The sequence below is a fragment of the Curtobacterium sp. MMLR14_010 genome, from assembly GCF_001865015.1.
Classification (GTDB): domain Bacteria; phylum Actinomycetota; class Actinomycetes; order Actinomycetales; family Microbacteriaceae; genus Curtobacterium.
Genome location: NZ_MJGV01000002.1, coordinates 306,192 through 333,145, shown reverse-complemented (window position 1 = coordinate 333,145; position 26,954 = coordinate 306,192). Strand labels below are relative to the sequence as shown.

General features: G+C 70.2%; 22 protein-coding genes and 1 tRNA gene. 6 read left to right on the top strand and 17 right to left on the bottom strand.

All coding sequences use genetic code 11. From position 1 onward, the window contains the following. The first annotated feature begins 210 nt into the window (after nucleotides 1-210). On the top strand, nucleotides 211-2,223 hold the full coding sequence (gene acs / locus BIU98_RS01645) for an acetate--CoA ligase (RefSeq protein WP_071270315.1): 2,013 nt from the start codon (nucleotides 211-213) through the stop codon (nucleotides 2,221-2,223). Nucleotides 2,224-2,361: 138 nt separating this feature from the next. On the opposite strand, the gene BIU98_RS01640 is transcribed toward acs, so the two are convergent. Together BIU98_RS01640 and BIU98_RS18775 are read right to left on the bottom strand one after the other, a co-directional pair. Next, complete coding sequence (locus BIU98_RS01640; protein ID WP_071270312.1) at nucleotides 2,362-2,823, bottom strand: RidA family protein; 462 nt, start codon at nucleotides 2,821-2,823, stop codon at nucleotides 2,362-2,364. Beyond that, a complete protein-coding gene (locus tag BIU98_RS18775) occupies nucleotides 2,820-2,978 on the bottom strand; it encodes a DUF4177 domain-containing protein (RefSeq protein ID WP_139200509.1) in 159 nt (52 codons plus the stop codon). The genes BIU98_RS01640 and BIU98_RS18775 overlap by 4 nt, the downstream gene beginning before the upstream one ends. A gap of 50 nt (nucleotides 2,979-3,028) precedes the next feature. Between BIU98_RS18775 and BIU98_RS01635 the strand changes: the two genes are divergently transcribed. The 3 genes from BIU98_RS01635 (at nucleotide 3,029) to BIU98_RS01625 (ending at nucleotide 6,782) form a co-directional block, all read left to right on the top strand. Then, on the top strand, nucleotides 3,029-5,662 hold the full coding sequence (locus BIU98_RS01635; protein ID WP_071270309.1) for a transglycosylase domain-containing protein: 2,634 nt from the start codon (nucleotides 3,029-3,031) through the stop codon (nucleotides 5,660-5,662). Further along, nucleotides 5,659-6,615: a metallophosphoesterase gene (locus tag BIU98_RS01630; protein ID WP_071270306.1), complete on the top strand. Its 957-nt coding sequence runs from the start codon at nucleotides 5,659-5,661 to the stop codon at nucleotides 6,613-6,615. The genes BIU98_RS01635 and BIU98_RS01630 overlap by 4 nt, the downstream gene beginning before the upstream one ends. 93 nt (nucleotides 6,616-6,708) lie before the next feature. Next, nucleotides 6,709-6,782: transfer RNA gene (locus BIU98_RS01625), tRNA-Pro, on the top strand. Between the two features lie 203 nt (nucleotides 6,783-6,985). Here the strand turns inward: BIU98_RS01625 and BIU98_RS18770 are convergent. Beyond that, nucleotides 6,986-7,330, bottom strand: a complete 345-nt coding sequence (locus BIU98_RS18770) for a hypothetical protein (RefSeq protein ID WP_139200508.1) — start codon at nucleotides 7,328-7,330, stop codon at nucleotides 6,986-6,988. Then, entirely contained in the window at nucleotides 7,327-7,755 is a 429-nt protein-coding gene (locus tag BIU98_RS18765; RefSeq protein ID WP_139200507.1) for a hypothetical protein, read from the bottom strand. The genes BIU98_RS18770 and BIU98_RS18765 overlap by 4 nt, the downstream gene beginning before the upstream one ends. A gap of 535 nt (nucleotides 7,756-8,290) precedes the next feature. Between BIU98_RS18765 and BIU98_RS01620 the strand changes: the two genes are divergently transcribed. Beyond that, nucleotides 8,291-10,921: an SGNH/GDSL hydrolase family protein gene (locus BIU98_RS01620; protein WP_175481260.1), complete on the top strand. Its 2,631-nt coding sequence runs from the start codon at nucleotides 8,291-8,293 to the stop codon at nucleotides 10,919-10,921. Between the two features lie 2 nt (nucleotides 10,922-10,923). Beyond that, nucleotides 10,924-11,415 carry a hypothetical protein gene (locus BIU98_RS01615; protein ID WP_071270300.1) on the top strand — a complete coding sequence of 164 codons (492 nt, stop codon included), beginning with the start codon at nucleotides 10,924-10,926 and terminating at the stop codon, nucleotides 11,413-11,415. A 117-nt stretch (nucleotides 11,416-11,532) separates the two neighbouring features. Here the strand turns inward: BIU98_RS01615 and BIU98_RS01610 are convergent, their stop codons facing one another. From BIU98_RS01610 to BIU98_RS01550, 13 genes are all read right to left on the bottom strand, one after another. After that, nucleotides 11,533-11,982 carry a hypothetical protein gene (locus BIU98_RS01610; protein WP_071270297.1) on the bottom strand — a complete coding sequence of 150 codons (450 nt, stop codon included), beginning with the start codon at nucleotides 11,980-11,982 and terminating at the stop codon, nucleotides 11,533-11,535. Continuing rightward, nucleotides 11,979-12,503, bottom strand: coding sequence for a hypothetical protein (locus tag BIU98_RS01605; RefSeq protein ID WP_139200505.1), 525 nt, complete (start codon nucleotides 12,501-12,503; stop codon nucleotides 11,979-11,981). The genes BIU98_RS01610 and BIU98_RS01605 overlap by 4 nt, the downstream gene beginning before the upstream one ends. Nucleotides 12,504-12,923: 420 nt before the next feature. Next, on the bottom strand, nucleotides 12,924-13,964 hold the full coding sequence (locus tag BIU98_RS01600; protein WP_071270291.1) for an LLM class flavin-dependent oxidoreductase: 1,041 nt from the start codon (nucleotides 13,962-13,964) through the stop codon (nucleotides 12,924-12,926). Nucleotides 13,965-14,199: 235 nt separating this feature from the next. Beyond that, on the bottom strand, nucleotides 14,200-14,832 hold the full coding sequence (locus tag BIU98_RS01595) for a thymidine kinase (protein ID WP_071270288.1): 633 nt from the start codon (nucleotides 14,830-14,832) through the stop codon (nucleotides 14,200-14,202). Further along, complete coding sequence (locus tag BIU98_RS01590; protein WP_139200504.1) at nucleotides 14,832-15,497, bottom strand: response regulator; 666 nt, start codon at nucleotides 15,495-15,497, stop codon at nucleotides 14,832-14,834. The genes BIU98_RS01595 and BIU98_RS01590 overlap by 1 nt, the downstream gene beginning before the upstream one ends. A 22-nt stretch (nucleotides 15,498-15,519) precedes the next feature. Further along, nucleotides 15,520-16,653: a hypothetical protein gene (locus BIU98_RS01585; protein WP_071270282.1), complete on the bottom strand. Its 1,134-nt coding sequence runs from the start codon at nucleotides 16,651-16,653 to the stop codon at nucleotides 15,520-15,522. Further along, nucleotides 16,650-17,879 (bottom strand): sensor histidine kinase, encoded by a 1,230-nt coding sequence (locus BIU98_RS01580; protein ID WP_071270279.1) that lies wholly within the window; start codon nucleotides 17,877-17,879, stop codon nucleotides 16,650-16,652. The genes BIU98_RS01585 and BIU98_RS01580 overlap by 4 nt, the downstream gene beginning before the upstream one ends. Before the next feature lie 168 nt (nucleotides 17,880-18,047). Next, a complete protein-coding gene (locus BIU98_RS01575; RefSeq protein ID WP_071270276.1) occupies nucleotides 18,048-19,184 on the bottom strand; it encodes an Rv2578c family radical SAM protein in 1,137 nt (378 codons plus the stop codon). A 48-nt stretch (nucleotides 19,185-19,232) separates the two neighbouring features. Beyond that, nucleotides 19,233-20,720, bottom strand: coding sequence for a malate:quinone oxidoreductase (locus BIU98_RS01570; protein WP_083392863.1), 1,488 nt, complete (start codon nucleotides 20,718-20,720; stop codon nucleotides 19,233-19,235). A 121-nt stretch (nucleotides 20,721-20,841) separates the two neighbouring features. Then, the gene (locus BIU98_RS01565) at nucleotides 20,842-21,897 is read right to left on the bottom strand and encodes an aspartate-semialdehyde dehydrogenase (RefSeq protein WP_071270273.1); all 1,056 of its coding nucleotides are present in this window, start codon (nucleotides 21,895-21,897) and stop codon (nucleotides 20,842-20,844) included. Between the two features lie 22 nt (nucleotides 21,898-21,919). Next, the gene (locus tag BIU98_RS01560) at nucleotides 21,920-23,185 is read right to left on the bottom strand and encodes an aspartate kinase (protein ID WP_071270270.1); all 1,266 of its coding nucleotides are present in this window, start codon (nucleotides 23,183-23,185) and stop codon (nucleotides 21,920-21,922) included. A 127-nt stretch (nucleotides 23,186-23,312) separates the two neighbouring features. After that, nucleotides 23,313-23,912, bottom strand: a complete 600-nt coding sequence (recR, locus tag BIU98_RS01555) for a recombination mediator RecR (protein WP_071270267.1) — start codon at nucleotides 23,910-23,912, stop codon at nucleotides 23,313-23,315. Then, a complete protein-coding gene (locus BIU98_RS01550; RefSeq protein ID WP_071270264.1) occupies nucleotides 23,912-26,872 on the bottom strand; it encodes a DNA polymerase III subunit gamma and tau in 2,961 nt (986 codons plus the stop codon). Before BIU98_RS01550 ends, recR begins: the two co-directional genes overlap by 1 nt. Nucleotides 26,873-26,954 lie beyond the last annotated feature (82 nt).

Here is a 26,954-nt window from a genome sequence, read left to right as displayed (position 1 = left end):
CCGTGTCGCGCATCCGGCGCGTGTCCGCCGAGGGCGTACGACGGAGCCCGGCAGGAACCACCCGAGCCAGCCAGTCCGACCCCGGCAGGGACCGCCCACGCCAGGCCCACGTTGCCCTGCAGAACCGCCCGTTGCACGACACACCTCCGCCTCCGGCCGAGCGGTAGTCTCCGTGTGCACACCGGACGCACCGACGCGAAAGGGACATCGATGTCCACTCCGACCCAGGTCGACCCCCGGGGCGACGACGCACGCCAGAACGACGGCGCGCGCCGCCACGACGGCGCCGACCCACGCCACGACGACTCGCCCACGTTCCCCCCGACCCCCGAGTTCGTCGCCGACGCCATCGCACGCGAGGACCTGCACACCGCCGCCAGCACCGACCGCGAGCAGTTCTGGGCGGACCAGTCGCGCGAGCTCCTTGACTGGCGCACCCCGTTCACGCGGACGCTGGACTGGTCGGGTGCGCCGTTCGCGAGGTGGTTCGACGACGGCACGCTCAACGTCGCGGAGAACTGCCTGGACCGCCACGTCCGCGCGGGCAACGGCGACCGGGTCGCGATCCACTTCGAGGGCGCCCGCGGTGACACGCGCCGCATCACCTACGCCGAGCTGACCGCCGACGTGCAGCGCGCGGCGAACATGCTCACCGACCTCGGTGTCGGCCGGGGCGACCGTGTCGTCGTGTACCTCCCGCTCATCCCGGAGGCCGTCGTCACGATGCTGGCGGTCGCCCGAATCGGCGCCGTGCACTCCGTGGTCTTCGGCGGCTTCAGCGCGGAGAGCCTCCGTGCCCGCATCGAGGACGCCGGCGCGAAGCTCGTCGTCACGGCGGACGGCGGGTGGCGTCGTGGTGCCGTCGCGGCCCTGAAACCGGCGGTGGACGAGGCACTGCAGGGCGAGGGCACCGACAGCGTCGAGCACGTCCTGGTCGTGCGGCGTGGCGAGAACGCCATCGACTGGCACGACGACCGCGACCTGTGGTGGCACGACGAGCTCGCGAAGGCGGACGAGCACCACGAGCCGCAGGCCTTCCCCGCCGAGAACCCCCTCTTCATCCTGTACACCTCGGGAACGACCGGGAAGCCGAAGGGCATCGTCCACACCTCGGGCGGGTACCTCACCCAGGCCGCGTACACGCAGAAGAACGTCTTCGACATGCACCCGGAGAAGGACGTCTACTGGTGCACCGCCGACATCGGCTGGATCACCGGGCACACCTACGTCGTCTACGGACCGCTCGCGAACGGCGTCACCCAGGTCCTCTACGAGGGCACCCCGGACGAGCCGAAGCCCGGTCGCTGGTGGGACCTCGTCGACGAGTACGGCGTCACGGTCCTCTACACCGCACCGACCGCGGTCCGCGCCGCGATGAAGGCCGGCCGCCAGGTCCCCGACGCCCACGACCTGTCGTCGCTGCGTCTGCTGGGCAGCGTCGGCGAACCGATCAACCCCGAGGCCTGGCACTGGTACCGACAGGTCATCGGCCACGACCGCACCCCGGTCGTCGACACGTGGTGGCAGACCGAGACCGGCGCGATCATGATCTCCGCGCTCCCCGGCGTGACGAAGCTCAAGCCGGGCGCGGCGCAGACACCGCTGCCGGGCATCGTCGCCGAGATCGTGGACGAGGACGGCAACCGTGCCGACCCGGGCGAGAGTGGCTACCTCACCATCACCGAGCCGTGGCCGTCGATGGCGCGTGGCATCTGGAACGACCCCGACCGCTTCGTCGAGACGTACTGGGACCGTTTTCCCGGCCGCTACTTCGCCGGCGACGGCGCCCGGCTCGACGGCCAGGGCGACATCTGGGTGCAGGGACGCGTCGACGACGTCATGAACGTGTCGGGGCACCGGCTCTCCACCGCGGAGATCGAGTCCGCGCTCGTCGGCCACGAGGGCGTCGCCGAGGCCGCCGTCGTCGGAGCCGCCGACGAGACCACCGGTCAGGCCATCGTCGCGTTCGTGATCCTGACGACCGAGGCAGCCGAGGGCGTCGACCGCGAGGCCGTCGCCGCCGAACTCCGCGCATGGGTCGGGACCCGGATCGGCGCGATCGCGAAGCCCCGCCAGGTGGTCATCGTGCCGGAGCTGCCGAAGACCCGCTCCGGCAAGATCATGCGCCGACTCCTCCGCGACGCGGCCGAAGGCCGCCGCATCGGCGACACGACGACGCTGGCCGACCCGACGATCATGGCGACCATCGCGGATCTGATGTAGACCACGGAACGCGAGCAGGGCCTCCAGTCAGTCCAGACTGGGCCCACGCCGCCGGTTCCGGAGTGACGCGCCAGCGGCAGGCCGGCCGTGCCGGTGGGGGGAGGCCCTGCTTGCGTTCGGTCCGCTGCTGACGGTCCGTCAGTCGGTCAGCTCGACGACCAGCTCGACCTCGACGGGCGCGTCGAGCGGGAGCACCGCGACGCCGACGGCGCTGCGCGCGTGGACGCCCGCCTCGCCGAAGACGTCACCGACGAGCTGCGAGGCGCCGTTCGCGACGCCGGGCTGCCCGGTGAAGGACGGGTCGGAGGCCACGAAGACCGTGACCTTGACGACCCGGGCGACCCGGTCGAGCGACCCGGCGACGCTCTGCACCGCGGCGAGCCCGTTGAGGGCAGCCTGACGGGCCTGCGCCGTCGCGGTCGCGGCGTCGACCTCCGCGCCGACCTTGCCGGTGACGGGGAGTGCTCCGTCGACGAACGGCAGCTGCCCCGCCGTGTAGACGTACTGCCCCGTGACGACGGCGGGCACGTAGGCGGCGACGGGTGCGGCGACCGCTGGGATCGTCAGGCCGAGCTCCGCGAGCCGGTCGGAGACGCTCACGCCTGGGCCTTCGCGCGCTTCAGGTAGGCGACGAGCCCACCCTCGGGACCGGTGACGATCTGGACCAGCTCCCAGCCCTCGTCCCCGTAGTTGTTGAGGATGGCGGTGGTGTTGTGGATCATCAAGGGCGTGGTGAAGTACTCCCAGCGAGTCATGCGGTTCCTTGCCAGCCTTCCAGTCGTGGGTGTCGTTTAGGCTGCATCCTATGTCTGCCCAGAAGACGTCTGCATCGCGGACCAAGCCCGTCTCTGCAGTCGGTGCCTTCATCGGTTTCACCGGCTTCAGCGTGCTCGCCGGCCTCCTGGTCACCATCGGGGTCACCCCGGCGATCGCGGTCGCCGGCGTCACGACGACCTCCACGATCGGTGTGTTCGAGTCACTGCCCGAGTACATCGAGATCGGCAAGCTGCCCCAGCGCAACGAGGTGCTCGCGTACCAGGGCGGCCAGCCAGTGCACCTGGCGACGGTCTACGACCAGAACCGCCAGGAGCTCAAGTACAACGACATGAGCGACCAGCTCAAGCACGCCGCCATCGACGGCGAGGACAAGCGCTTCTGGGAGCACGGCGGTGTCGACATGACCTCGCTCCTCCGCGCGGGCGTCGGCAGCCTCGCCGGCGGGCTCGGCGAGTCGGGCGGTGGCTCGACCCTGACGATGCAGCTCGTCCGCAACATCAAGATGCAGCAGGCACTCGAGCTCCCCACGCAGGAAGCGCGCGACAAGGCCTACGACGACGCGGTCAGGCAGACCATCCCCCGCAAGCTCGAGGAGATGAAGCTCGCGATCGGCCTCGCGAAGAAGTACTCGAAGGCGCAGATCCTCACCGCCTACCTCAACATCGCCTACTTCGGCGACCAGACCTACGGTGTCCAGGCCGCGGCGCAGCGTTACTACAACAAGAGCGCGACCGACCTGACCCCGGCCGAGGCCGCGTCTATCCTCGCGATCGTGCAGTCGCCGAACAAGCGGAACCTGTCGAAGCCGGAGAACTACGAGGCCAACGTCGGCCGTCGTGACGTGATCCTCAAGAGCATGTACGCCGAGAAGGACCTCACCAAGGCCCAGCTCGACGAGGCACTCGCCGCGAAGCCCGCGGACTACGTGCACCTGACCGACCCGACGCAGGGCTGCAAGGCGTCCGCCGGCAACGGCACGCAGTACTTCTGTGACTACGCCGTCCAGGTCGTCAAGGAGATGTCGCAGCTCGGTTCGACGCAGAAGCAGCGCGACGCCGCGTGGCGCAACGGTGGCTACACGATCCAGACCTCGCTGAACCTCGACCTGAGCTCGGCGCAGAAGGACCTCATCAACGCCTACGCGCCGAACACCGAAGCGCGGTTCAAGCTCGGCGGTGTGATCGACTCCGTCGAGACCGACACCGGCCGCATCCTGACGATGGCGCAGAACAAGAACTACAACCAGCTGACGTCCTGCACCGCCGAGGGCGCGGACCCGAACGCCTGCGCACCGAGCACGGACAGCGGCATCAACCTCAGTGTCGACCAGCGGTACGGCGGCGGCGAGGGCTTCCAGACGGGCTCGACGTTCAAGCCGTTCACCCTCCTGAACTGGCTGCAGAACGGACACGGCCTCAACGAGATCGTGAACGGCACGCCGAGGACGTACACCTCGTACCCGCTGTGCGGCGCGCCCTCCGGCACGAACTACACGCCGAAGAACGACTCGCTCGGTGAAGGCGGCAACATGACCGTCGAGAACGCGACCTACCGGTCGGTCAACGTCGCGTACGTGAACATGGCGCAGAAGCTCGACTACTGCGACATCCGCAAGACGGCCGAGGCCTTCGGCATCCACAAGGGATCGCCCCGTGCGCCGAACGCCGCCTTCGGGGACGACATGTCCTCGAAGTCGACCAGCGAGATCGAGCTCTACGCCGGTGCGGTCCTCGGTGACAACTACATCTCGCCGCTGACCATGGCTGCGGCGTACGCCGGCATCGCGAACAACGGCACGTTCTGCCGACCGATCGCGATCGACAACATCACCGACGCTGACGGCAAGTCGCTCGGCGGCCAGCAGAAGGACTGCACGCAGGCCGTCGACCCGACCGTGGCGAAGACCGCGATCTACGCCCTGAAGAAGGTCCTGACGATCGGTACCGCTGGCGGCGGGCGTACGCCGGACGGCTACGACGAGTTCGGCAAGACCGGAACGACGAACGAGGCCGACCAGATCTGGCTCATCGGCTCGAGCACCAAGGTGGCGACGGCGACCTGGCTCGGCAACATCGAGGGCAAGCAGAGCCTCCGCCACGTGGCTGGTCCGCAGGGGCTCTACTCCCTGTCGCGCACCTCGCTGTGGCGGCAGGCGCAGAGCATCGTGAACGCGCAGTACCCGGGCGGCCAGTTCGAGGCGCCCTCCCCCTCGGACATCCGCGGCAACAGCATCACGGTGCCGAACGTCGCCGGGCAGAGCGCTGAACAGGCCCGTGCCACGCTGACCAGCGCCGGGTTCACCTACGTCGACGGCGGCACGCAGCCCGGCGGCGGTGCCCCTGGCAGCGTCCTCTCGACCTCCCCCGGTGTGGGTTCGGCGCTGTCGAAGAACTCGAGCGTCACCGTGTACACGTCCGACGGCTCGCAGTCGACGATCCCCGAGGTGACCGGCAAGACCGTCGGCTCGGCCCGCTCGACCCTGTCGGACGCCGGGTTCGGCAACGTGAACATCTCGGACGAATACGAGAAGGGCAACGGCAAGAACGCCTGCCGTGTCGCTGGTGTCGAGCCGGGCGCGGGGACCAACGCCTCGAAGGACACCGGCGTCACCGTGAAGCTCTACGGCAACAAGAACGGCAAGGCACCGAGGAACTGCCGGTGACCCGCGGTCGCGTCACCGCTGGCGCCCTCGTCGCGACGGCCGCCGTCGGTGCCGCCTCCGCCGCGTGGGGGACGCTCGTCGAACGGCGGCGCTTCGGCATCCGCTGGGAGACCGTCCCCGTGCTGCCGCCGGGATCACGTGACGTGGTCGTCCTGCACCTCTCGGACATCCACATGGCCCCGTGGCAGGCGGACAAGCAGCAGTGGCTGCGTGACCTCAGCCTGGTCGAGCCTGACTTCATCGTGAACACCGGCGACAACCTCGGGCACGAGACCGCCAACACCGCGGTGGAGTATGCACTCGAGCCGTTCCGCGGGATCCCGGGGGCGTTCGTCTACGGCTCGAACGACTTCTTCGGCCCCTCCCCGCGCAACCCGCTGAAGTACTTCGGCGGCCCGAGCGCCATGCACGGCAAGGCTCGAGTCGTCGACCTCGACATCGAGCGGCAGACGGCGTTCTTCGAGTCGCTCGGCTGGCTCGACCTCAACGACAGGGCGCGGGCGATCGAGGTCCGCGGTTCGCGGTTCGAGCTCTTCGGCACGTCCGACGCCCACCGCGACTGGGACCGGCTCGACGTCCTGCCGACGAACGTCGACGAGATGCGCAGCGACGTGCCGTGGTCCGAGGACGAGGGCGGCCCCGCACCGGTGTCGATCGGCGTCACCCACGCGCCCTACCGCCGCGTCCTTGACGCCTTCGTCACGCAGGGTGCCGACGTCATCTTCGCCGGGCACACGCACGGCGGCCAGGTCGCGGTCCCCGGCGTCGGCGCGCTCGTCACGAACAGCGACCTCCCCCGCCGGTACGCCAGCGGCCTGCACCAGTGGCAGAGCCGGACGCACTGGTCGTGGTTGAACGTCTCCGCTGGCCTCGGGACGTCCATCTACGCCCCCGTGCGCTTCGCCGTGCGTCCTGAGGCGGTCGTGGTCACGCTGACCGCCCGGACCGCCTGACTGCGACGCGCCCGAGCAGTCGCCCGGTGGTCGTGAGCACCTCGATCATCCGCTAGACTTCATGGGTCGCTCCGCGGAGCGGACAACACACCTCGGGGTGTGGCGCAGCTTGGTAGCGCGCCTCGTTCGGGACGAGGAGGTCGCAGGTTCAAATCCTGTCACCCCGACACTGCAGTGAAGTAGCAGAGAAGAAGGCTCTGGTTCTGACGAACCGGAGCCTTCTTCTTGTTGCTCCAAGGAAAGTCCTCTGAAGAGCGGACAGACGGCCTGGGTCTCCGCTCGTTAGCGTGATCGCGTCTGAACGTTGTCGGCGGTCTCGCACCGTCTTCTTGGGGGATTCATCGTGTCATCTGCTCGACGGTTGTCGACATCACTCCTGGTCGCAGCCGTCGCTGCCGGCGCCCTGGTCGTGCCAGCATCGCCCGCGGAAGCGCGCACAGATCCATCCGCCGACCTGCCGGTCCGCTCGACCGCCGAGACCAGCGAAGCGGTCCGTGCGCTTCCAGAAGACCGCCGCGACGCGTTCATCGGACAGGACTGGCGGAGCAGCGATGACACCGCCATCAGCGGTACCGGTGACGCCGACGGCTTCTCTGTCTTCCGTGGGACAGCAGAGGCCGGCTACGCAATGGACACGATCGCCACGCTCTCCGCACCCGGTGTGCAGACCGAACGCTGGATCGGCAACCTCTGCGTCGTGGACGGTGGCGCTCACGTCGCCGTCGTGTTCGGGCCACGGGAGTTCACCAACGACGAGAAGGCCTTCAACGAAGGGGCCTGGGCCGCCATCGTCGACACCTCCGACGGCTCGGTTCGGTCACTCGGGCGGGGGTATTCGCTTGCGTACTTCAACCCTGGGTGCGGCGCGTCAGGAACTGTCACCCTTTCCAGGTTCGACGGGACGAAGACCTTCATCGGCACAGCGGACGCCGCGACCGGGACCCACCTGCTCGACACCGCGGTGAAGGGCCAGGTCACGTCTCCCCTCGCAACCGACGCCGGAACGGTGGTCACTGCCGGCCGTACCGGCATCCTCAGCGTGACCTCGAGCGGGACGATCCGCACCCTCGCCGCGACGTCCGGTCCGGCGTACGACCTGACGCTCGACTCGGCGGGCGCGGTCTCGTACGTCGACCGCAAGGGTGACCGTGCGACGGTTCACCGACTCCCTGATTCGAAGAGCCGTCCAGAGACGATCGCGTCCGGGCCGGTCGACCGCATCGGCGTCACCGGGGATTCCACCGGGCGCTCGTGGGTTCTCGGCGCGGGCGCGCGAGCGGGATCCGCGACTGATCCGCTCCTGCGCTTCGCTCCGCGGGTACGCCCGTCCAGCACACTCTCCTCGGACGGATCGGTCGCCGTCTCCACCCCGGTGACGAGCGATGACGAGTCGGCGTCGGACGTGACCGTACCGGTCACGAGCACGGCGGGCAGAGGATCAATCGGTATCACCGCAGCAATTCCGGAGGGCGGGGAACCGTCGCCGTCGGACTCGGTGCGGAGTTCTGCTCCCAGCTCGACTCGCGGATCAGCCGCGGGCTCCTCCTCACGCGAAGTCGCCCCGTCGACGACGAACCGCGCCACTGCCGCAGTCGGCTCCGCGAGCAACCCGGCCGAGACCGAGCGAACCTGCGCGATTGCACGAAACGACGTGCGGATGCAGGCTGTTCAGCCCATGCCACGTCAGGTCGAGTGGGCCGTCAACCGGGCTGTCCGAGGAGAGCTGACCGAGTCCCGAGCCGCAAACTGGCGCAACCTCGGTATGGCCGCCTACACGCCGCAGGGGATGTTCCCGAGGACAGCGCTGACCGGCGGCGGTCAGATCCCCGACCAGATCCTGTTGGGCGTCCTGATGCAGGAGTCGAACCTCTGGCAGGCTTCTCGGTACACGAGTCCCGGCGAGACGGGGAACCCGCTCATCGGCAACTTCTACGGCACGGACCGCGACTTGTCCACGAGCGATGCTGGCTTCTGGAAGGTCGCCTTCGACAAGGCGGACTGCGGGTACGGCGTCGGGCAGATCACCGACGGGATGCGCGTCGCAGGAGACCCGAATGCGACCACGCCGGCGCTCCCGGTGGCCAAGCAGCAGGCCGTTGCCGTCGACTACGCAGCGAACATCGCCCGTGCGCAGCAGATGCTCGCAGACAAGTGGAACCAGCTGCAGGCCAAGGGCATCACGATCAACAACAACGACCCGTCGAAGATCGAGAACTGGTTCGGCGCGGTCTGGATCTACAACACGGGGTACCAGGGTCCGGACGACAAGGGATACGAGGGACTCGGCTGGTCGAACAACCCTGGGAACCCGAACTACCCCGCCAACCGCCTGCCGTTCCTCGACGGACGGTCTTCTGACGCGTCGACCCCGCAGCGCTGGCCCTACCCGGAGAAGGTGATGGGCTTCGCCGCGTTCTCGCAGGGGCTCATCGAGCGCCAGACCGTGCGCGGAGGAGTCGAAGAGGTCGGAGGCTATCGAACCGCATCGTGGAACGGTGGCGACGTCGACGGTCCTCGGAACCGGAGCCGCGTCAAGCCACCGCTCGACACCTTCTGCAACCCGACGCTCAACGGTTGCAACACCGGTGCTGCACCTGGGTGCACGCGGGTCGACTCGCACTGCTGGTACCGGGCGAAGGCGTCCTGGAAACCGGACTGCGCAACGACGTGCGGAGTGGCCTTCCACCGCTTCTCCCCCGCAGCCCAGTACATGACCGAGGCGAGCGCTTCGGTCGGCAAGGCTGCGAGCTTCCCGCCCGCCTGCACGAGGACCTCGGAACTCCCCTCGACCGCGAAGATCGTCGACGACGTGCCGTTGTCGGTCGACAGCACGATCGTGACGCAGAAGCCGGTGAACCCGGCATGCGCGAGCCCCGTCGCGACCCAGGGATCATTCCGCTTCGACTTCGGCCGAGCCTCGAACGGCTCGTACCCGTCGAAGATCGACACGCACCAGCTCGGGGGCGGTCTCAACGGACACTTCTTCTTCACGCACACCCGCGGTGACGCTGCCGGGTACCCGTCACGGGTCACCGGGACCTGGAACCTCGGCGAGTCCCTCGCGGACAAGTGGGGACGGGTCTACGTCCACACACCGGACCACGGTGCCTGGACCCAGCAAGCGACCTACCAGATCGATCGGGGCGACGGCAAGCCCGTGAGCCGCGCGCTGCCCCAGCGTGGCTACGCGAACACCTGGCGGTCGATCGGCGTGTTCAAGTTCACCGGGACGCCGAAGGTGACCCTGTCGAACTTGACGGCCGACGGCGCGGACTACATGGACGACGTCGCCTGGGATGCGGTCGCGTTCGAGCCCCTCAGCGCAAAGCCCAAGGACGTCATCGTGAGCATGGGCGACTCCTTCTCATCGGGGGAAGGGGCACGAGGCAACCGGAACGGTGACCCGTACTATCCCGAGACCGACAACAACGGGACCGAGGACCGCTACCGCAACGCCTGCCACCGTTCAGATGCGTCGTGGTCACGGAAGGCGACGGTGTCGAGCTCGACGAAGACGATCGGTGCTCGAGCCGACGCCGGCGACCCCACGATCGATTACCACTTCATCGCCTGCAGCGGCGCGGTGACAGCCGATCTCAGCAGTGCGGTCCCCGGTGAGCGCGGTTCCAAGACCAGAGAGCTCCCCCAGATCGAGCAGGGGTACCTCGACGAGAACACCACGCTCGTGACCATGACCATCGGCGGCAACGACATCGGCTTCTCTGACGTGGTGAAGCAGTGTGTCGTGGCTGGCTTCCTGGGCAGCCCGTGCCGCGAACTGCCGCAGCTCCCCTTCGGCAAGAGTCTCGAGAACGTCACCAAGGACAAGACCGACGCAGCCGAGGCCAAGATCCTCGCCGTCCTGACAGCGGTACAGAGCGCGGCTCCCAACGCCAAGATCGCGATCCTCGGATACCCTCCGATGTTCTCCGACGGTGTCTCGTGCGTCGCGATCAAGGCTGCTGACCAGGAGTGGCTCGACCAGGCAGCAGAGCACCTCAACGCCTCGGTCAAGGCTGCCGCCACGTCCGCGAACCGCGCTGGGCATCCCGTCTACTTCGGGGACACGAAGTCGGCGTTCGCTGGGCGGAACATCTGCTCGAGCACCCCGGCGATCAACGGTCTCGTGCCCTACGAGGAGGGCAACGGTGGGACGCCGTGGAACGGCGACGCACCGTTGGTCGACTTCCCGTGGCCAGGTGAGAACCCCAAGCTGGGCGTCTCGCAGCAGAGCTTCCACCCGAACACCACCGGGACGAGCCTCTATGCCTCGGTCCTGCAGAACACGCTGCAGGGACGTTACTGAGCATGAAGAGGTCGGCGGTGGCCGTCAGCGCGGTCGTCGTCACGATCGCGCTGACGGCCACGGGGTGCAGCGGTACCGCCGACGTCGGCTCTGGGATGGACGACACCGTGCGCGCTGTCCGCGATCGTGTGGAGACCGTCGCCCGGACGAGCAGCAGTCCCGCTGAACTCGAACGCCGCATCCGCGACGGGGAGAGCTACACCCTGCTGCTCCTCGATCCGACTCCTGACGAGCTCAGAGGCACGAGGCCCTTCCCGTCGACGGCGATCACCGCGGTCAGCCGTGCCGGGGACCAGGTCGAGGTGGAGTTGTTCACCACCGGTCAGGGATCACGCAGAGCAGGTTGGTTCGGGGACGAAGCCGTCAACGCCGTGGGCTGCGTCCACCTCTCCGCTCGTCCGGGTGGCCGGACCACGGCATCCGGGTCGCGCTGCGGGGACGCTGTGCAGGAGGTCTTCCGCGACCCGTGGGTCGAAGTGCGCCTGCGTCCCTGAGCCGGACGCGTCCGCCGTCTGGGCTCCGGCAGCAGACCGGGCCCGCGCCACCCTCCGCAGACGAAGAACGCCGAGGGAGCGTCGCTGCTCCCTCGGCGTCCTCTTGCTGCCGTCAGATCACGGAGTCCACTGCAGGTTGTAGCTGAACGACGCGGCCCAGGACTTCCCTGCCGCACAGGTCGACGAGCCACATGCACCGTTCGACGAGGCGTTGATGTAGAACGTCCCCGGGGTCACCCAGTAGGTGCCCGTGTCGGACTTCACCGCGACGGACTTGCCCGAACCAGCGGTGCCCCGCGCGAACGTCTTGCCCGACGAGTTCCGGAGGGCGATGGTCAGGTCCCCACCACACGGTCCGACGTTGGTCGCACGGAAACTCACGGCGTTGCGCGAGTACGAGTTCGTCCGAGCCGCGCCGTAGGCGGTTGCTTCACTGCAGTGCTGGATCGTACCCGTCAAGGTCGTCGTGGTTGCCTGTGCCGGCGCTGCGGTGAAGAGCAGCCCGAGCGCTCCCACCATCGCCGACACGGCCATCAGCGCCGACCGGTTCCCGAACTTCTTCTTCATGGATTCCCCTTTTCCTCGAATACGAGCTGTCCGCAGTCGAGATCGAACTCGACCTGGAACTCGCTCTCGCCCGCGGCTGCTGCCGCGGCACGCATGTCGGAGTCGTAGTTGGAGAAGACTCCTTGGTCCTTCACGCCGGGCAGGTCGTACCACCGGCCGACCATCGACTCCGCCTGGTCCTTCGCCGCGGCTGCCTCGGAGGGTGACGCGTCCAGCGCGGATTCGATCCACGCGCATCGCCACCACCGCGCAGCGATCTGTTTCGGGAGGACGGGAGCGAACGCCTGGGCTGATCCGGCCTCGTCAGTGTCGAAGAACGGCGGCGGGTCAGACGGGAAGGTCCGGCCCGCGGGCAGCGGATCGTCGATGGCTCCCGTGGCCGCGTGCCACGCTGCAGGGAGGTCCTTCGGAGTGAGCAGCGCCGCAGGCGCCGCCTCGTGCTCCACCTGCGAGTCCTGCGCGCGCGCCGCGCTGAACCCGACAGCGGTCACCACGACCGCCGCCGCCGCGATCGTCACCATCGTCGACTTCCGCACCAGACCCCTCCGGACATGACTCATACCGCGCCACAGACGGACGCTTTCCCCCCGAACCTTGCGATCGGCTGAAATCAACCTAGCGAGTTGCGCAGAGACACCGCTGTGGGCATTTGTACGGAACTTGTTTGTACCCCGCCACATGTGCTCCAGGACGGGACCGGCGCCGTCAGCCCACCCGTCCTCAGCCTGTCCCGGACGTCGCGCCCGTCCCGGCCATGCGGCGGCGACGCGACTCGGCCTGCTCAGCTGACCCGAGCCTCCCGGACGCGAACGAGGGAGCAGGAATCGTCGAGTCGGCGGACCGGACTCGACGTTTCCTACTCCCTCGATGCGCCAGCGGCGCCAGCGGCGCCAGCGGGGCCAGCTCCCCTGCGCCAGCGGCGCGAGCGGGACCAGCCCGCGCTACGCGACCGCGACCGCGCGCCGCACCAGGCGCCCTGCCCCGTGCAGCGACGCCATGACGTCGAGCGCCTGGTGCCGGTACCGGGCCTGCGCAGCACCCGGCGCCACGATCACGCCGTTCGCCCCGGTGGACTCCACCAGCGCGTTGATCTTGTCGGCGACCTGGTCGGCCGTGCCGTACGCCTGGCGCTCGGTGCGGGCGGCGATGAACCGGCGCTCGAGGTCGCTGAACTGGTACGCGCGGGCCTCCTCCATCGAGACGGGCTCGGGCTTGGTGCCCTGACGCATCCGGATGAACGAGATCATGCCGGGGGCGGACTGCTCGTCGACGACGGCGGGGTCCTCGTCCGTGACGACCTGCACGCCGATGAGCGCGTTCGGCTCGGACCGGAAGCGCGACGGACGGAACGAGTCCCGGTAGAGCGCGAGCGCGGCCTCGGTGTTGTCGGAGGCGAAGTGGTGCGCGAACGCGAACGAGATGCCGAGCGCGCCGGCGACCTGAGCGCTGTACCCGGAGGACCCGAGCAGCCAGAACTCCGGCACGTCGCCGTAGCCGGGCACCGCGCGGATGCGGGACAGCGGGTTCTCCGCGTCCATGCCGGTGAAGAAGCCGATGAGGTCGGCGAGGCGCTCGGGGAAGTCGTCCACGTCGAGGCGGTCGGTGCGGCGGAGCGCCATCGCGGTCGCGCCGTCGGTGCCCGGGGCACGCCCGAGACCGAGGTCGACGCGGTCGCCGTAGAGGGCCCGGAGCGTCCCGAACTGCTCGGCGATGACGAGCGGCGCGTGGTTCGGCAACATCACGCCGCCGGAGCCGATGCGGATCGTCTTCGTGGCGGCCCCCACGGCGCTCAGGAGGACGGCGGGCGCCGAGGAGGTGATCCCGGGCATCCCGTGGTGTTCAGCGACCCAGAACCGCTCGTAGCCGAGGCCCTCGGCATGCACTGCCATGTCGATGGACCCCTGCAGGGCCTCCGTGTTGGACTGGCCGTACTCGCGGGTCGCCAGGTCGAGGACGGACAGGTGCAGGGAATCGTCGCTCATGCCGGGTGGAACGCGGGGCGGGGCGCGGGCATTCCGCGCCGGGTGGTCACGACACCCCGTCGGCGGTCTGCCGAGGGGTCATGTCGCGTCGCTCGGCGCCGCCTGCGGCGACGATTCGCGACCACTGAGCGGAGGTGAGCGGGGTGTCGTGACCGGTCACGACGACGGACGGGAGGCTCGGCACCGGTCCGGCAGCGAGCCTCCCGTCCGGCACGTGGTGACGTGACGCGCGCGGTCAGCCGAGGTCGCCGTCGAGGCGACCGCCGGACTCCGTCAGGTAGCAGTTGGCGCAGAGGGACTCGTACTCGACGTCGACGCCGTCGATCGCGACCTGCGAGCCGTCGAACACGAAGGCGCCGTCGACCTTGCGGGCGTTGAAGACCGCCTTGCGGCCGCAGCGGCAGATGGTCTTGAGCTCCTCGAGCGAGTGCGCGAGCTCCAGCAGGCGTCGGCTGCCGGGGAAGGCCTCGGTGCGGAAGTCCGTGCGGATGCCGTACGCGATCACGGGGACGTCGTCGAGCACCGCGATCCGCAGCAGGTCGTCGACCTGGTGGGGCGTGAGGAACTGGGCCTCGTCGACGAGCACGCAGCTCACCGGGCGGACCATGCCGTCGAGCTCGGCGGAGGCGGGATCGACCGCGCCGGCCTCGGCCACGGCGGTGCGGACGTCGTCGTCGGCGGCGAACACGACGTCGACCTGCCGCGTGACGCCGAGCCGGGAGACGATCTCGCGGTCGCCCTTCGTGTCGACACCGGGCTTGGCGAGGAGCACCCGCTGGCCGCGTTCCTCGTAGTTGTACGCGGCCTGCAGCAGGCCCGTGCTCTTGCCGCTGTTCATGGCCCCGTAGCGGAAGTACAGCTTGGCCACTAGGAGAGGAAGCCGTCCTCCGCCGCACGACGGATCAGGTCGGACTTCTTCGACGCCGGGCGCCCCACCTTGGCGTACTTCTCGCGCACGCGGCGCAGGTACGTCTTGGCGGTCTCGTACTGGACGTTCATCTGCGCGGCGACCTCGTTCGTGGAGTACCCGGAGACGTAGAGCCGCAGGGCCTCTTCCTCGCCGTGGCTGAGCTTGGGACGCTGGTGCGCCGTCGCACCGGTCGGCAGCGGACGCCATTCGCGCTGCGGCGGGGTCTCCCGCGCCACGCCCATGACGTCACGCGCGACGTCCATGACCTCGCGCATCGGCAGCGACTTCGACAGGAACGCCGAGGCGCCGGCGGCGAGGGCACGGTCGCGGGACTCGCGGGTGTCGAGGCTCGAGAGCACGACGACCTTTGCGCCGGCGGCACGGCAGGTGCGCACGCGGGCCTCGATCGAGACGGGTTCCTTGAGCTGGAAGTCGAGGAACACCAGGTCCGTCGGGAAGCTGTCGCTGTGGACCATCTCGAGCCACGTGTGCGCGGTCAGGGCGAGGTCGAAGTCGAAGGCGTTGACGGCGATCCAGCTGGACAGGCTGTCGAGCAGGACCTCGTGGTCGTCGAGGATGGCCAGTCGTACCCGGCGCGATCCGGGGTTCGGAAGGGCTGGCATGCCCTCCGAGAGCCTGTTCGGGTCAGTGCTGGTCATAGGAGAACCTTAATGCGAGGGCGGACGGACGGACGGCGACGTCGAGGTCCGGGAACGTCACACGGAGGACGGCGAGGTAGGGGTCGAAGGCACGGTGGATGCCGACGTCGGAGTCGGCCACCGCGGCCTCGACGATGACGTCGACGCGGTCGTCGGGCCGGCGCTCGACCGTGGCGTGGAAGCCGGCGGGGTCGACGGTCGACGCCCGGAGCACGGCGCGCAGGAACGTCCGGACGACCGTGCGCTGGTCGGCGTCGAGCGCGGCGATGAGCCCGTCGGGGTCGTCGATCGTCGCGGCCGCACCGCCCTCGGCCCGCACGGCCTGCTGCAGCCAGGTGCGGTCGGCGTCCGCGACCATCACCCGCCGGATGCCGTCGGCGATCGACCGCGCACGGGCCCGATCGGCGTCGGTGATGGTCTCGCGGGTGCGGAGCTCGGCGAAGAACGGCGCGACGTCCTCGGCGAGGATCGAGGAGCGGTCCTGCTGGACGCTCTCGGCGATGCCGTCACGCTCGGCCCGCTCGACGGAGTACGACCCCGCGCGGATCTGCACCCGCTCGGCGAGGCCGGCGAACGTCCACGCGAAGACCACGGCCGCGACGGTCAGCACGAGGGTCGGAGCGGCGGCGAGGAACGCCGACACCGCGACGGGCACCGCGTGCGGGAAGACGGTCGCCGCGACGCCCCAGGTCACGGCGTCGGCGGCGGCGAGCACCACGCCGCCCACGACGAGGTCGAGCCACGGACGGTAGGGCGCCGCCATCACGATCCCGGTGGCGGTCAGCAGCGACATGAAGTCGTTCAGCGCGTTGCGGTCCGGGCCCCACTGCGCGGCGACGCTCGCGACGACGGCGGTGCCGAGGAGCGCCACGTGCGCGACGAAGGCCCACCGTGGGAACGGCGCACGGAACGGGCTGGACGCGACGATCACGACCGCGGTCGAGGCCGCGACCAGGAGCACCGCGACGGCGCTGAGGGTGGGACTGCCGAGGACGTCACGGTCGAAGATCGACACGAGGATCGCCCACAGCACCCCTGCGGCGCCGAGGACGACGACGAGGGGCCTCGACCCCATCGCGCCGAGCGGGTCGTACTGCTGTGCGGTCCTGGAGCCCCTCACGCGGACTCCTGCAGACCGTCGGTGTCGCCCTGGCCGATGACGCGCACCGGGTTCGTCGTGGTGGCGTACGGCACCGACATCATCACGCTCGTGCCGCTGCCGGGCGACGTCCACACCTGGACGTCACCGCCGACGCGACCGATGCGCTCGCGGACGGAGTTGCGCAGGCCCATGCGGTCGGCGCCGGTCTGCTGCTCGTCGAACCCGCGGCCGTCGTCGACCACCATCACGGTGCAGGCGGCACCGTCGTCGAAGACGCTCACCTCTGCCGAGTCGGTGCCGGCGTGCTTCCGGACGTTCGCCAGGCAGGCACCGACGGCTCGGACCAACGCCGTGAGGGACGCGGGCTCGAGTCGGGCGAGCGCGGCCGGGTCCCCCGTGACCAGGACCTGGAGCCCCTCGGCGCGGTGTTCCTCGATCACGTGCTCGAAGGCCCCGACCGCGGCGCTGTCGCCGGTGTCGTCCGGTTCGCTCGCCAGCCAGGCCTTGCCGGTGAGCATCGCGAAGTCGGCGTCCACCGTGCGGGCGAGCTGTTCGTCCATCGGGCCGTCAGGTGCGAGCGCGATCGCCCCGAGGTGGTTCAGCACGGTGTCGTGGAGGATCGCGGAGGCCTCGGACTCGACGCCGGCGCGGTACGCGGACACGTGCTCTTCGCGCGCGGAGCGGAGGAGCTCGGGCTGGACACGCTGCGACCGCGCGGTGCTGCGTCCGCCGACCAGCACGATGCCGGCCACGAACGCCAGGGTCAACCAGGCGAGCACGAGGGGGTACGCCGGCCCGCCGGTCTGCGCGGCGGCGATGCCCGTCGCGATCCGGCCGACCGCGAGCCCCGCGACGGACCACAGGACCACACGACCGGGGACCGCACCGGCACCACCGACCAGGACGAGCGGCACGACGACGAGCGAGAGCAGGTAGGACGTCACCCACGGCACCGCGATGTCCTGCTGCACGACGAGCGAGAACCACCAGGCGCAGACGCCGCCGACGAGCAGGAACGCGACCGCGGAGCGCCACGTGCCGAACTGCACGTGGACGCCGATCATCGCGAGCATCGGCAGGAGGGCGACCAGTGCCCCCACCACCCGGACGTCGGTGTCGGTCAGGACGAAGAGCAGGAGCGTCAGCGCAGCAGCCAGCAGCGACCCGACGGCCGCCGCGTGGAAGGCCCGCACGGTCGACCACGCGTTCACCCGCGGAGCGAGGTGCGTGGGGATGCCGAGCACGGTGCGTCTCCTTCCGGGAGCCAGGGAGCGCCGCCCACGATCCAACCACCATCGACGCGGTCGTGTACCCCGGATCGGGTACCGGATGACGACTGCTTCGATGATAGCGGCAGGGGTCTGACGTTCGATGTCCCCCGAAGGTGTGCTGGGGAGCGCCCCGGACCGGCGTCAGAACAGCGTCGGCACGCCGTTCGTGATCCCGGTTCGGCGGCGGTCCCACCCGGGGTCGGCGCGCTTCAGCGGGGAGATGCCCGCTTCCCTGTCGCTGCCGGGGCCGTCGACGCCGAGCGCGACCTGTCGGGTGCCCGCCGGTCCGTCGGAGAAGCCCATCGAGCCGGTCGCGGGGTCGACGCGCCCGAGCCCCACGCCGTGCGCCCGCATGATCGGGCGGATGCGCTCGGCGAGCCACCGGCGGTAGTCCTTCGGCGGGTAGGTGTTGTCGAGGTACATGGCGCGGTACCGGGCGACGAGGTCCGGGTGCGTCCGCCCCAGCCACTCCATGTACCACGGCTTGACGCCGGGCTTCAGGTGGAGTGCCGAGTACATCAGGCTCGTGGCACCGGCGGCCGCCGCCCGTCCGACGGCGTCGTCGAGGTGGGCGATGGTGTCCGTGACGTACGGCAGCACGGGCATCAGGAACACCGAGCACGGCAGGCCGGCGTCGACCACGGCGCGCACGGTCGCCAGGCGTGCCGAGGTGGTCGGCGTGCCCGGCTCGACGGACTGCTGCAGGTCGTCGTCGTACACGGCGATGGACATCGCGACGTCGACGGGGACCGTCCGGGCTGCCTCGACCAGGAGCGGGATGTCCCGACGGAGCAGCGTGCCCTTCGTCAGGATGCTGAACGGTGTGCCGGACTCGGCCAGGGCCTCGATGATGCCGGGCATCAGGCGGTACCGGCCCTCGGCCCGCTGGTACGGGTCGGTGTTCGTCCCGAGGGCGACCGGGTGGCGGTCCCAGCTCGGCTTCGCCAGTTCGCGGCGCAGCACCTCGGCCACGTTGGTCTTGACGACGATCTGCTGGTCGAAGTCGGCGCCGGCGTCGAACTCCAGGTACGTGTGGGTGGGTCGGGCGAAGCAGTACACGCAGGCGTGGCTGCAGCCGCGGTAGGGGTTGATCGTCATCCCCCAGGTGTCCCCCTGGATGCCGTTGACGCGGTTCAGCGCGGACTTCGCCAGGACTTCGTGGAAGGTGACCCCGGCGAACTCCGGCGTCGTGACGCTCCGGACGAACCCGCTGTTCGACTCGAGCCCCGGCAGGGCATCACTGAGCGACGCATCGATCGCCTGCCCGTTCCATCGCATGCCGCAATTCGAACACACGTTCGAACGCGATGCAAGCCAAGGAAAGGGTCAGTGGTGCAAGCCGAGCACCGCCGCGGTGCGGCCGAGGGTCTCGTCGGCGAGTGCCGCATCCGCGCCGAGGTCCTTGCCGTAGGTCGGCACCATCACGCGCACCGCGTCCTCCCAGCGGTCCCAGCGGTCGGGGAAGCACTTCCGGAGCAGCCCGAGCATGATCGGCACCGCGGTCGAGGCCCCGGGCGACGCACCGAGCAGGCCGGCGATGGAGCCGTCGGCAGCCGTGATGACCTCGGTCCCGAACTGCAGGACGCCGCCCTTGTCCTTGTCCGGCTTGATGACCTGCACGCGCTGCCCGGCGATGATCTTGTGCCAGTTCTCGGGTTCGGCGCTCGGCATGAAGTCGCGCAGGGCGTCGAACTTGGTCGACTTCGACGCGAGCAGCTGCCCGATCAGGTAGCGGAGCAGGTCGAAGTTCGAGAACGCGACGCTCAGCATCGGGCGCAGGTTGTGCGGACGGATCGACCGGAACAGGTCGAGCACCGACCCCTGCTTGAGGAACTTGGGGCTGAACCCGGCGTACGGGCCGAACATCAGCGAGGCCTTGCCGTCCACGATGCGGGTGTCCAGGTGCGGCACGGACATCGGCGGGGCGCCGACGCTCGCCTTGCCGTAGACCTTCGCCGCGTGCTTCTGCACGACCTCGGGGTCGTCGGTGCGGAGGAACTCCCCCGACACCGGGAACCCGCCGTAGCCGCGGATCTCCGGGATGCCGGACTTCTGCAGCAGCTGCAGGGCCCCGCCACCGGCGCCGACGAAGACGAACTTCGCCGCGATCTTCTGCGGGGACCGGCCGATCTCGTTCACGACGTCGAGTGCCCAGCCGTCGAACTCCTTGCCGCGGCTGATGTTCCGCACGCGGTGGCTCGGTTCGAACTCGACGCCGTCGACCTCGAGCTGGTCGAAGAGCTGGCGGGTGAGCGACCCGAAGTCGACGTCCGACCCGGCGGCCGAGTACGTCGCCGCGATGGGCTGGTCCTTCTTGCGGCCAGGGATGAGCGCCGGTGCCCACTTGCGGATCTGCTCGGCGTCGTCGCTGAACTCGAGCCCGGCGAACAGGGGGTGGTCCTTCATGGCCTCGTACCGAGCGCGCATGTAGGCGACGTTGTCGGCGCCCCAGACGAAGGAGATGTGCGGCGTCGGGTTGATGAAGTTCGACGGGTCGGGCAGGGTGCCGGTCTCGACGAGGAACGACCAGAACTGTCGCGAGACCTGGAACTGCTCGTTGACGTTGACGGCCTTCGTGATCTCCACCCGGCCGTCGGGCAGCTCAGGCGTGTAGTTCAGCTCACAGAGTGCGGAGTGCCCCGTCCCGGCGTTGTTCCACGGGTTCGAGCTCTCCTGCGCGACGCTGCCGAGGCGCTCGTACACCCGGATCTTCCACGACGGCTCCAGCCGGTGGATGAGTGCGCCCAACGTGGCGCTCATGATGCCGCCCCCGATGAGGACGACGTCGATCGGGTCCACCTGCTTCACTGCCACCAGACGATCCTAGCGTCGGGCGCTGACAGTGCGGCTGGTGATCAGGACGGTTCCTGAAGACGGACGGGAGGCCCGGTGCCAGCTGGCACGGGGCCTGCCGTCCGTCACGTGGTGCGTGCCGTCAGGCCGCGACCGCGCGTCGCGCGACCACGACCTCCGCGATCTGGACGGCGTTCAGCGCCGCGCCCTTCCGGAGGTTGTCGTTGCTGACGAACAGGACCAGGCCGCGCCCCTCGGGGGCGGACTGGTCGGCCCGGATGCGCCCGACGAAGGTCGGGTCCTGCCCGGCGGCCTGCAGCGGGGTCGGGACGTCGGACAGCTCGACGCCCGGCGCGGCGGCGAGGACCTCGGTGGCACGCTCCGGCGACAGCGGCCGGTCGAACTCCGCGTGCACGGAGATCGAGTGCCCGGTGAAGACGGGGACGCGGACGCAGGTGCCGGCGACGAGCAGGTCGGGGAGCTCGAGGATCTTCCGGCTCTCGTTGCGGAGCTTCTTCTCCTCGTCGGTCTCGCCGAGGCCGTCGTCGACGATGCTGCCGGCGAGCGGGATGACGTCGAAGGCGATCGGACGGACGTACTTGACCGGCTCGGGGAACGTCACGGCGCTGCCGTCGTGCGTGAGCGCAGCGGTGTCCTGCTCGAGCGCGGCGCGGGCCTGGCCGAGGAGCTCCTCGACGCCGGCGAGGCCGCTGCCCGACACCGCCTGGTACGTGGTCGCGACGAGGCGCTGCAGACCGGCCTCGGCGTCGAGGACCTTCAGCACCGGCATGATCGCCATGGTCGTGCAGTTCGGGTTCGCGATGATGCCCTTGCCTGCGGCGTCGATGGCGTGCGGGTTCACCTCGCTGACGACGAGCGGCACCTCGGGGTCCATCCGCCAGGCGCTCGAGTTGTCGATCACCAGGGCGCCGGCGGCGGCGAACCGCGGCGCGAGCGCACGGGACGCGGTGGCCCCGGCCGAGAACAGCGCGATGTCGATGCCCGACGCATCGGCGGTCTCGCTGTCCTCCACCACGACGTCCTGCCCGCGGAAGGACAGGGTCGTGCCGGCGGACCGGGCACTGGCGAAGAAGCGGACGGTGGTCGCCGGGAAGTCGCGCTCCTCGAGCAGGCGACGCATCACGGCGCCGACCTGGCCGGTGGCGCCGACGACGGCGACGGTGAGTTCTGCGGTCATGGGTGGCTCCTGGTGGTGCGGGTCAGCGGCCGGTGCCGGCGTAGACGACGGCCTCGCTGTCGGCGTCGAGACCGAAGGCCTCGTGGACGACGCGCATGGCCTCGTTCAGGGTGTCGGCGCGGGTGACGACCGAGATGCGGATCTCCGACGTGGAGATCATCTCGATGTTGATCGACGCCTGGTGCAGCGCGCGGAAGAGCTCGGCGGACACCCCGGCGTTCGTGCGCATGCCGGCGCCGACCAGGGCGAGCTTGCCGATCTGGTCGTCGTACTGGATGCTCTCGAAGCCGATGTCGGCCTTGGCGACGCCGAGCGCGGTCAGGACGTTCTGGCCCTGGTCCTTCGGCAGCGTGAAGGAGATGTCGGTGCGACCGGTCGAGGCAGCCGACACGTTCTGCACGATCATGTCGATGTTCGCGCCGGCACGGGCCACGATCGTGAAGATCTCCGCCGCCTTGCCGGGCTGGTCGGGCACGCCGACGACGGTGATCTTGCCCTCGGAGAGGTCTCCGGCGATGCCGGTGATGATCGGTTCTTCCACGGTTTCCCCCTTCGCAGGGTTGTAGACGATGGTGCCCTCGGCGTTGGAGAACGACGAACGGACGTGGAGGGTGACGCCGTGCCGCCTGGCGTACTCGACGGCGCGGATGTAGAGGACCTTGGCACCGGACGCCGCGAGCTCGAGCATCTCCTCGCTCGTGATGCGGTCGATCTTGCGGGCCTTCGGCACGATGCGGGGGTCGGCGGAGAAGATGCCGTCGACGTCGGTGTAGATCTCGCAGATGTCGGCGTCGAGGGCAGCCGCGAGGGCGACGGCCGTCGTGTCCGACCCACCGCGGCCGAGCGTGGTGATCTCGCCCGTCGTGCGGTTGAAGCCCTGGAACCCGGCGACGATCGCCACGTGGCCGGCGTCGAGCGCCTCGCGCACACGCTTCGGGGTGACGTCGACGATGCGGGCCTTGCCGTGCTGGGCGTCGGTGAGCATGCCCGCCTGGCTGCCGGTGTAGGACGAGGCCTCGACCCCCTGGCTCTTGATCGCCATCGCGAGCAGCGCCATCGAGATGCGCTCCCCCGCGGTCAGCAGCATGTCGAGCTCGCGGCCGGCCGGGATCGGAGTGACCTGGTGGGCGAGGTCGACGAGCTCGTCGGTGGTGTCGCCCATCGCGGAGACCGCCACGACGACGTCGTTGCCGGCCTTCTTCGTCTCGACGATCCGCTTCGCCACGCGCTTGATGCTCTCCGCGTCCGCGACGGAGGAACCACCGAACTTCTGCACGATCAAGGCCACGGGCGGGTACTCCTGGGACGAGGGGTCCGCGACGGGCGCGGCTTGCGACAATCGTAGACGGTGTTTCGGGGATGTTGCGTGCGAGCAGGGGTCCACGCAACGATCGTGCGTGGCGGCGTCCGGGCGGTCAGCCGCCGACGACGCGCCGGCCCTCGAACGCACGGCCGAGGGTGACCTCGTCCGCGTACTCGAGGTCGCCGCCGACGGGCAGTCCGGACGCCAGGCGGGTCGTCCTGATGCCCATGGGCACGAGCAGCCGGCTGAGGTAGGTCGCGGTGGCCTCGCCCTCGAGGTTGGGGTCGGTCGCGATGATCACTTCTTCCACGGTGCCGTCGGCCAGTCGGGTCATGAGCTGCTGGATCCGGAGGTCGTCCGGGCCGACGCCGTCGATCGGGCTGATCGCCCCGCCGAGCACGTGGTACAGCCCGCGGAACTCGCGGGTGCGCTCGATCGCGGCGACGTCCTTCGCTTCCTCGACCACGCAGATCGTCTGGGGCTGGCGGCGGGGGTCGCGGCAGATGCTGCAGCGCACCGACTCGGTCACGTTGCCGCAGACCTCGCAGAACCGGACCCGCTCCTTGACGTCCGCCAGCAGCTCGGCGAGCCGGGCCGGGTCGAACGACTCGTTCTGCAGGATGTGGAAGGCGATGCGCTGCGCCGACTTCGGGCCGATGCCGGGGAGACGACCGAACTCGTCGATGAGGTCCTGGACGATGCCGTCGTACATCAGTTGCCTTCGCTCAGGGTGGTCTCCTCGATGAACTGCGCGCCGAGGATCTCACGCACGACCGCCTCGCCGTAGCGGCCGGGGACGGGTGCGCGGCGCGGCTGCTGGGCCGGGGCCTGCCGCGGCGGACGCTGCTGCGCGGGCGTCGACGCTGCCGGTGCCTGCTGGGTCGATGTCTGCTGGGCCGGTGCCTGCTGGGACGGTGCGTGCTGCGTGGGCGCCTGGCCGGCCGCGCGGCCGCCGAAGCCGGGGTCGGGGAACGGGGCGCCGTCGTCGTAGGGGGCGTCGTCGAAGGGGCCGTCGTCCATCGGGTAGTCGTCGACCGGGACGTCGGCCCCGGGCGCTGCCGGGCCGGGCGACGCGACGGAGGACCCCTGCCCGTCGCGAGGGGCGGACGCGGTCGAGCTGGCCGGGGACGCAGCGTCCGAGGACCCGGTGCGCCACGGTTCCGTGGTGTCCGGAGCGGTCGAGGTCGTCGGGGCGACGGTGTCCGACGGCCCGGTCGACCCGAAGGGCGCTCCCCAGGCCGGCTCGACGCCCTCGGGCACGGCGCCCGTGCTCGGGTCGGTCGACGGGATCGTCGCGACCGCCCACTCGGTCACCGGGTCGTTCGAGACCGGCGTCTGCTGGACGGCCGGAGCGGGCTCGGACCGCTGCGGAGCGGACGCGGCCGGCTGCCGGGCGGCCGGCTGCTGGACGGTCTGCTCCTCGGAGGGCTGCTGCTCAGAGGGCTGCTGCTGCTCGGGCACGCTCCGCGGTGACTCGCGGGGCGGGGTCGCCGGTGCGGTGGCAGCGGGCGCGGCCGGTGCCTGCTGTGCCGACGAGGGAGCGGACGCGGACGCGGGCTGCTCCGCTGCCGGCTCGACCGGGGCCGCCGCTGCGGCAGGCGCTGACGTGGGCGCCGACACCTGCGCGGACGCCGGTGCCGGGGTTGTTGCCGGTGCCGACGGAGCTGGCGCAGGACGCTGCGCCGCCGCGGCGGGCTGGTCCCGCGGGGGCTCAGCCGGACGCTGCTGCCCAGGGCCGCCGGGACCGCCGGGACCGCGTGCAACGAACTTCACCCGGAACCCGAGCACGTCGAGGATCGCCGCGCGGACGAGTTCGCTGACGCTGGTCGAGGGGTCGGCCATCTCCTTGAACGAGGCGACGTCCTGCTGGCTCGGGAACGTCAGCGTGAGGACGTCGTCGCGCAGCGCGGTGACCTGCGCCGTGACGACGACGGTCCACGCGGAGCGCTTGGCGTGCTGCACGTGGTCGAGGACCTGCGTCCACGCATCCCGCATCTGCTGGAGCCCGACCGGTGCGATCGAACGGACCGCCGGCTCGGAGCCGATGACGGTGCCCTGGCCGGTGGACGACGACGAGGCGTGCTCGCTCGGCGCTGACCCAGCGGCACCCGGTCCGTCGGTGGCCGCCGCGGTCGGCGATGACCCGGTGTCCGGCGTCGACGAGCCACCGGACGACTTCGGTGCACCCGACGAGTCCGCACTGCCGGGCGCCACAGCGGCCCACGACGCGGCGGCGTCCTGCGCGGCCGAGGCAGCCGCCGGCGTGCCGACGGGAGCGTCGGACGACGACTCCGAGGCAGACGACGACCCCGACGATGCCCCGATCGTGTCGGGCGCGCTGCTGGCGGTCGTCGACACGGGCTCGGACTGCCGGACGGGCTGCATCGAGGACGACGACGCCACCGAGGCCGCGGCGTCACGGACCGGCGCGGCAGCGGGCGATGCCGTCGGAGCGGCAGCCGCGCTGGACTCGAGCACCGCGGGACCCCCGCTGTGCCCACCCGCGTCGCCCACACCGACACGGCGCTCGAGCCGCTCGACCCGCGCGAGCGCACCGCGTTGGGAGTCGTCTGCTTCTGGGACGAGCATCCGCGCGACCATCAGCTCGAGGTGCAGCCGCGGCGAGGTCGCCCCCGTCATGTCGGTGAGCGCCCGGTTCGCGATGTCCGCGCCACGGGACAGCCCGGTCGCGCCGAAGACGCCGGCCTGCCGGGACATGGTGTCGAGCTCCTCGGGTGAGACACCCCGCAGGACGGCGCCGGCGCTCTCGTTCGTCGCGGCGACGACGATGAGGTCACGGAGGCGTTCGAGCAGGTCCTCGACGAAGCGGCGGGGGTCCTGGCCGGTCTGGACGACGCGGTCGACGGCGGCGAAGGCCGAGCCCGGGTCGGCGACGGCGAGCGCGTCGACGACGTCGTCGAGGAGCGCGCTGTCGGTGTACCCGAGCAGGGCGACGGCACGCTCGTAGCGGAGCGCTCCGTCTTCGCTGCCGGCGATGAGCTGGTCGAGCAGGGAGAGGGTGTCGCGGACGGACCCGCCGCCGGCCCGGACGACGAGGGGCAGCACACCGGGTGCCACGGTGACGGACTCCTGCGTGCAGAGCTGTTCGACGTACTCGAGCATCGCGGCGGGTGGGACGAGCCGGAACGGGTAGTGGTGGGTGCGCGACCGGATCGTCCCGATGACCTTCTCGGGTTCGGTGGTGGCGAAGATGAACTTGACGTGCTCCGGCGGCTCTTCGACGAGCTTGAGCAGCGCGTTGAAGCCCTGCGGCGTGACCATGTGGGCCTCGTCGAGGATGAAGATCTTGTAGCGGTCACGTGCCGGGGCGAACACGGCGCGGTCGCGGAGGTCGCGGGCGTCGTCGACACCGTTGTGGCTGGCGGCGTCGATCTCGATGACGTCGAGCGACCCGCTGCCGCCGCGCGCGAGCTCGACGCAGCTCGGGCAGACGCCGCACGGGGTGTCGGTGGGGCCCTCGGCGCAGTTCAGGCAGCGCGCGAGGATGCGCGCCGAGGTCGTCTTGCCGCAGCCGCGCGGCCCGCTGAACAGGTACGCGTGGTTGACACGGTTGGTGCGGAGCGCCGTGCGGAGCGGGTCGGTGACCTGCGACTGCCCGATGAGCTCGGCGAAGTTCTCAGGCCGGTAACGGCGATACAGGGCGGTGACCACGCGACAAGGGTAGCCGGGACGGCCGACAGCCGGAGGCCGCTCTCCACAGGCCGCCCGGGGCCCTGGAACGGCCACCTGCGGA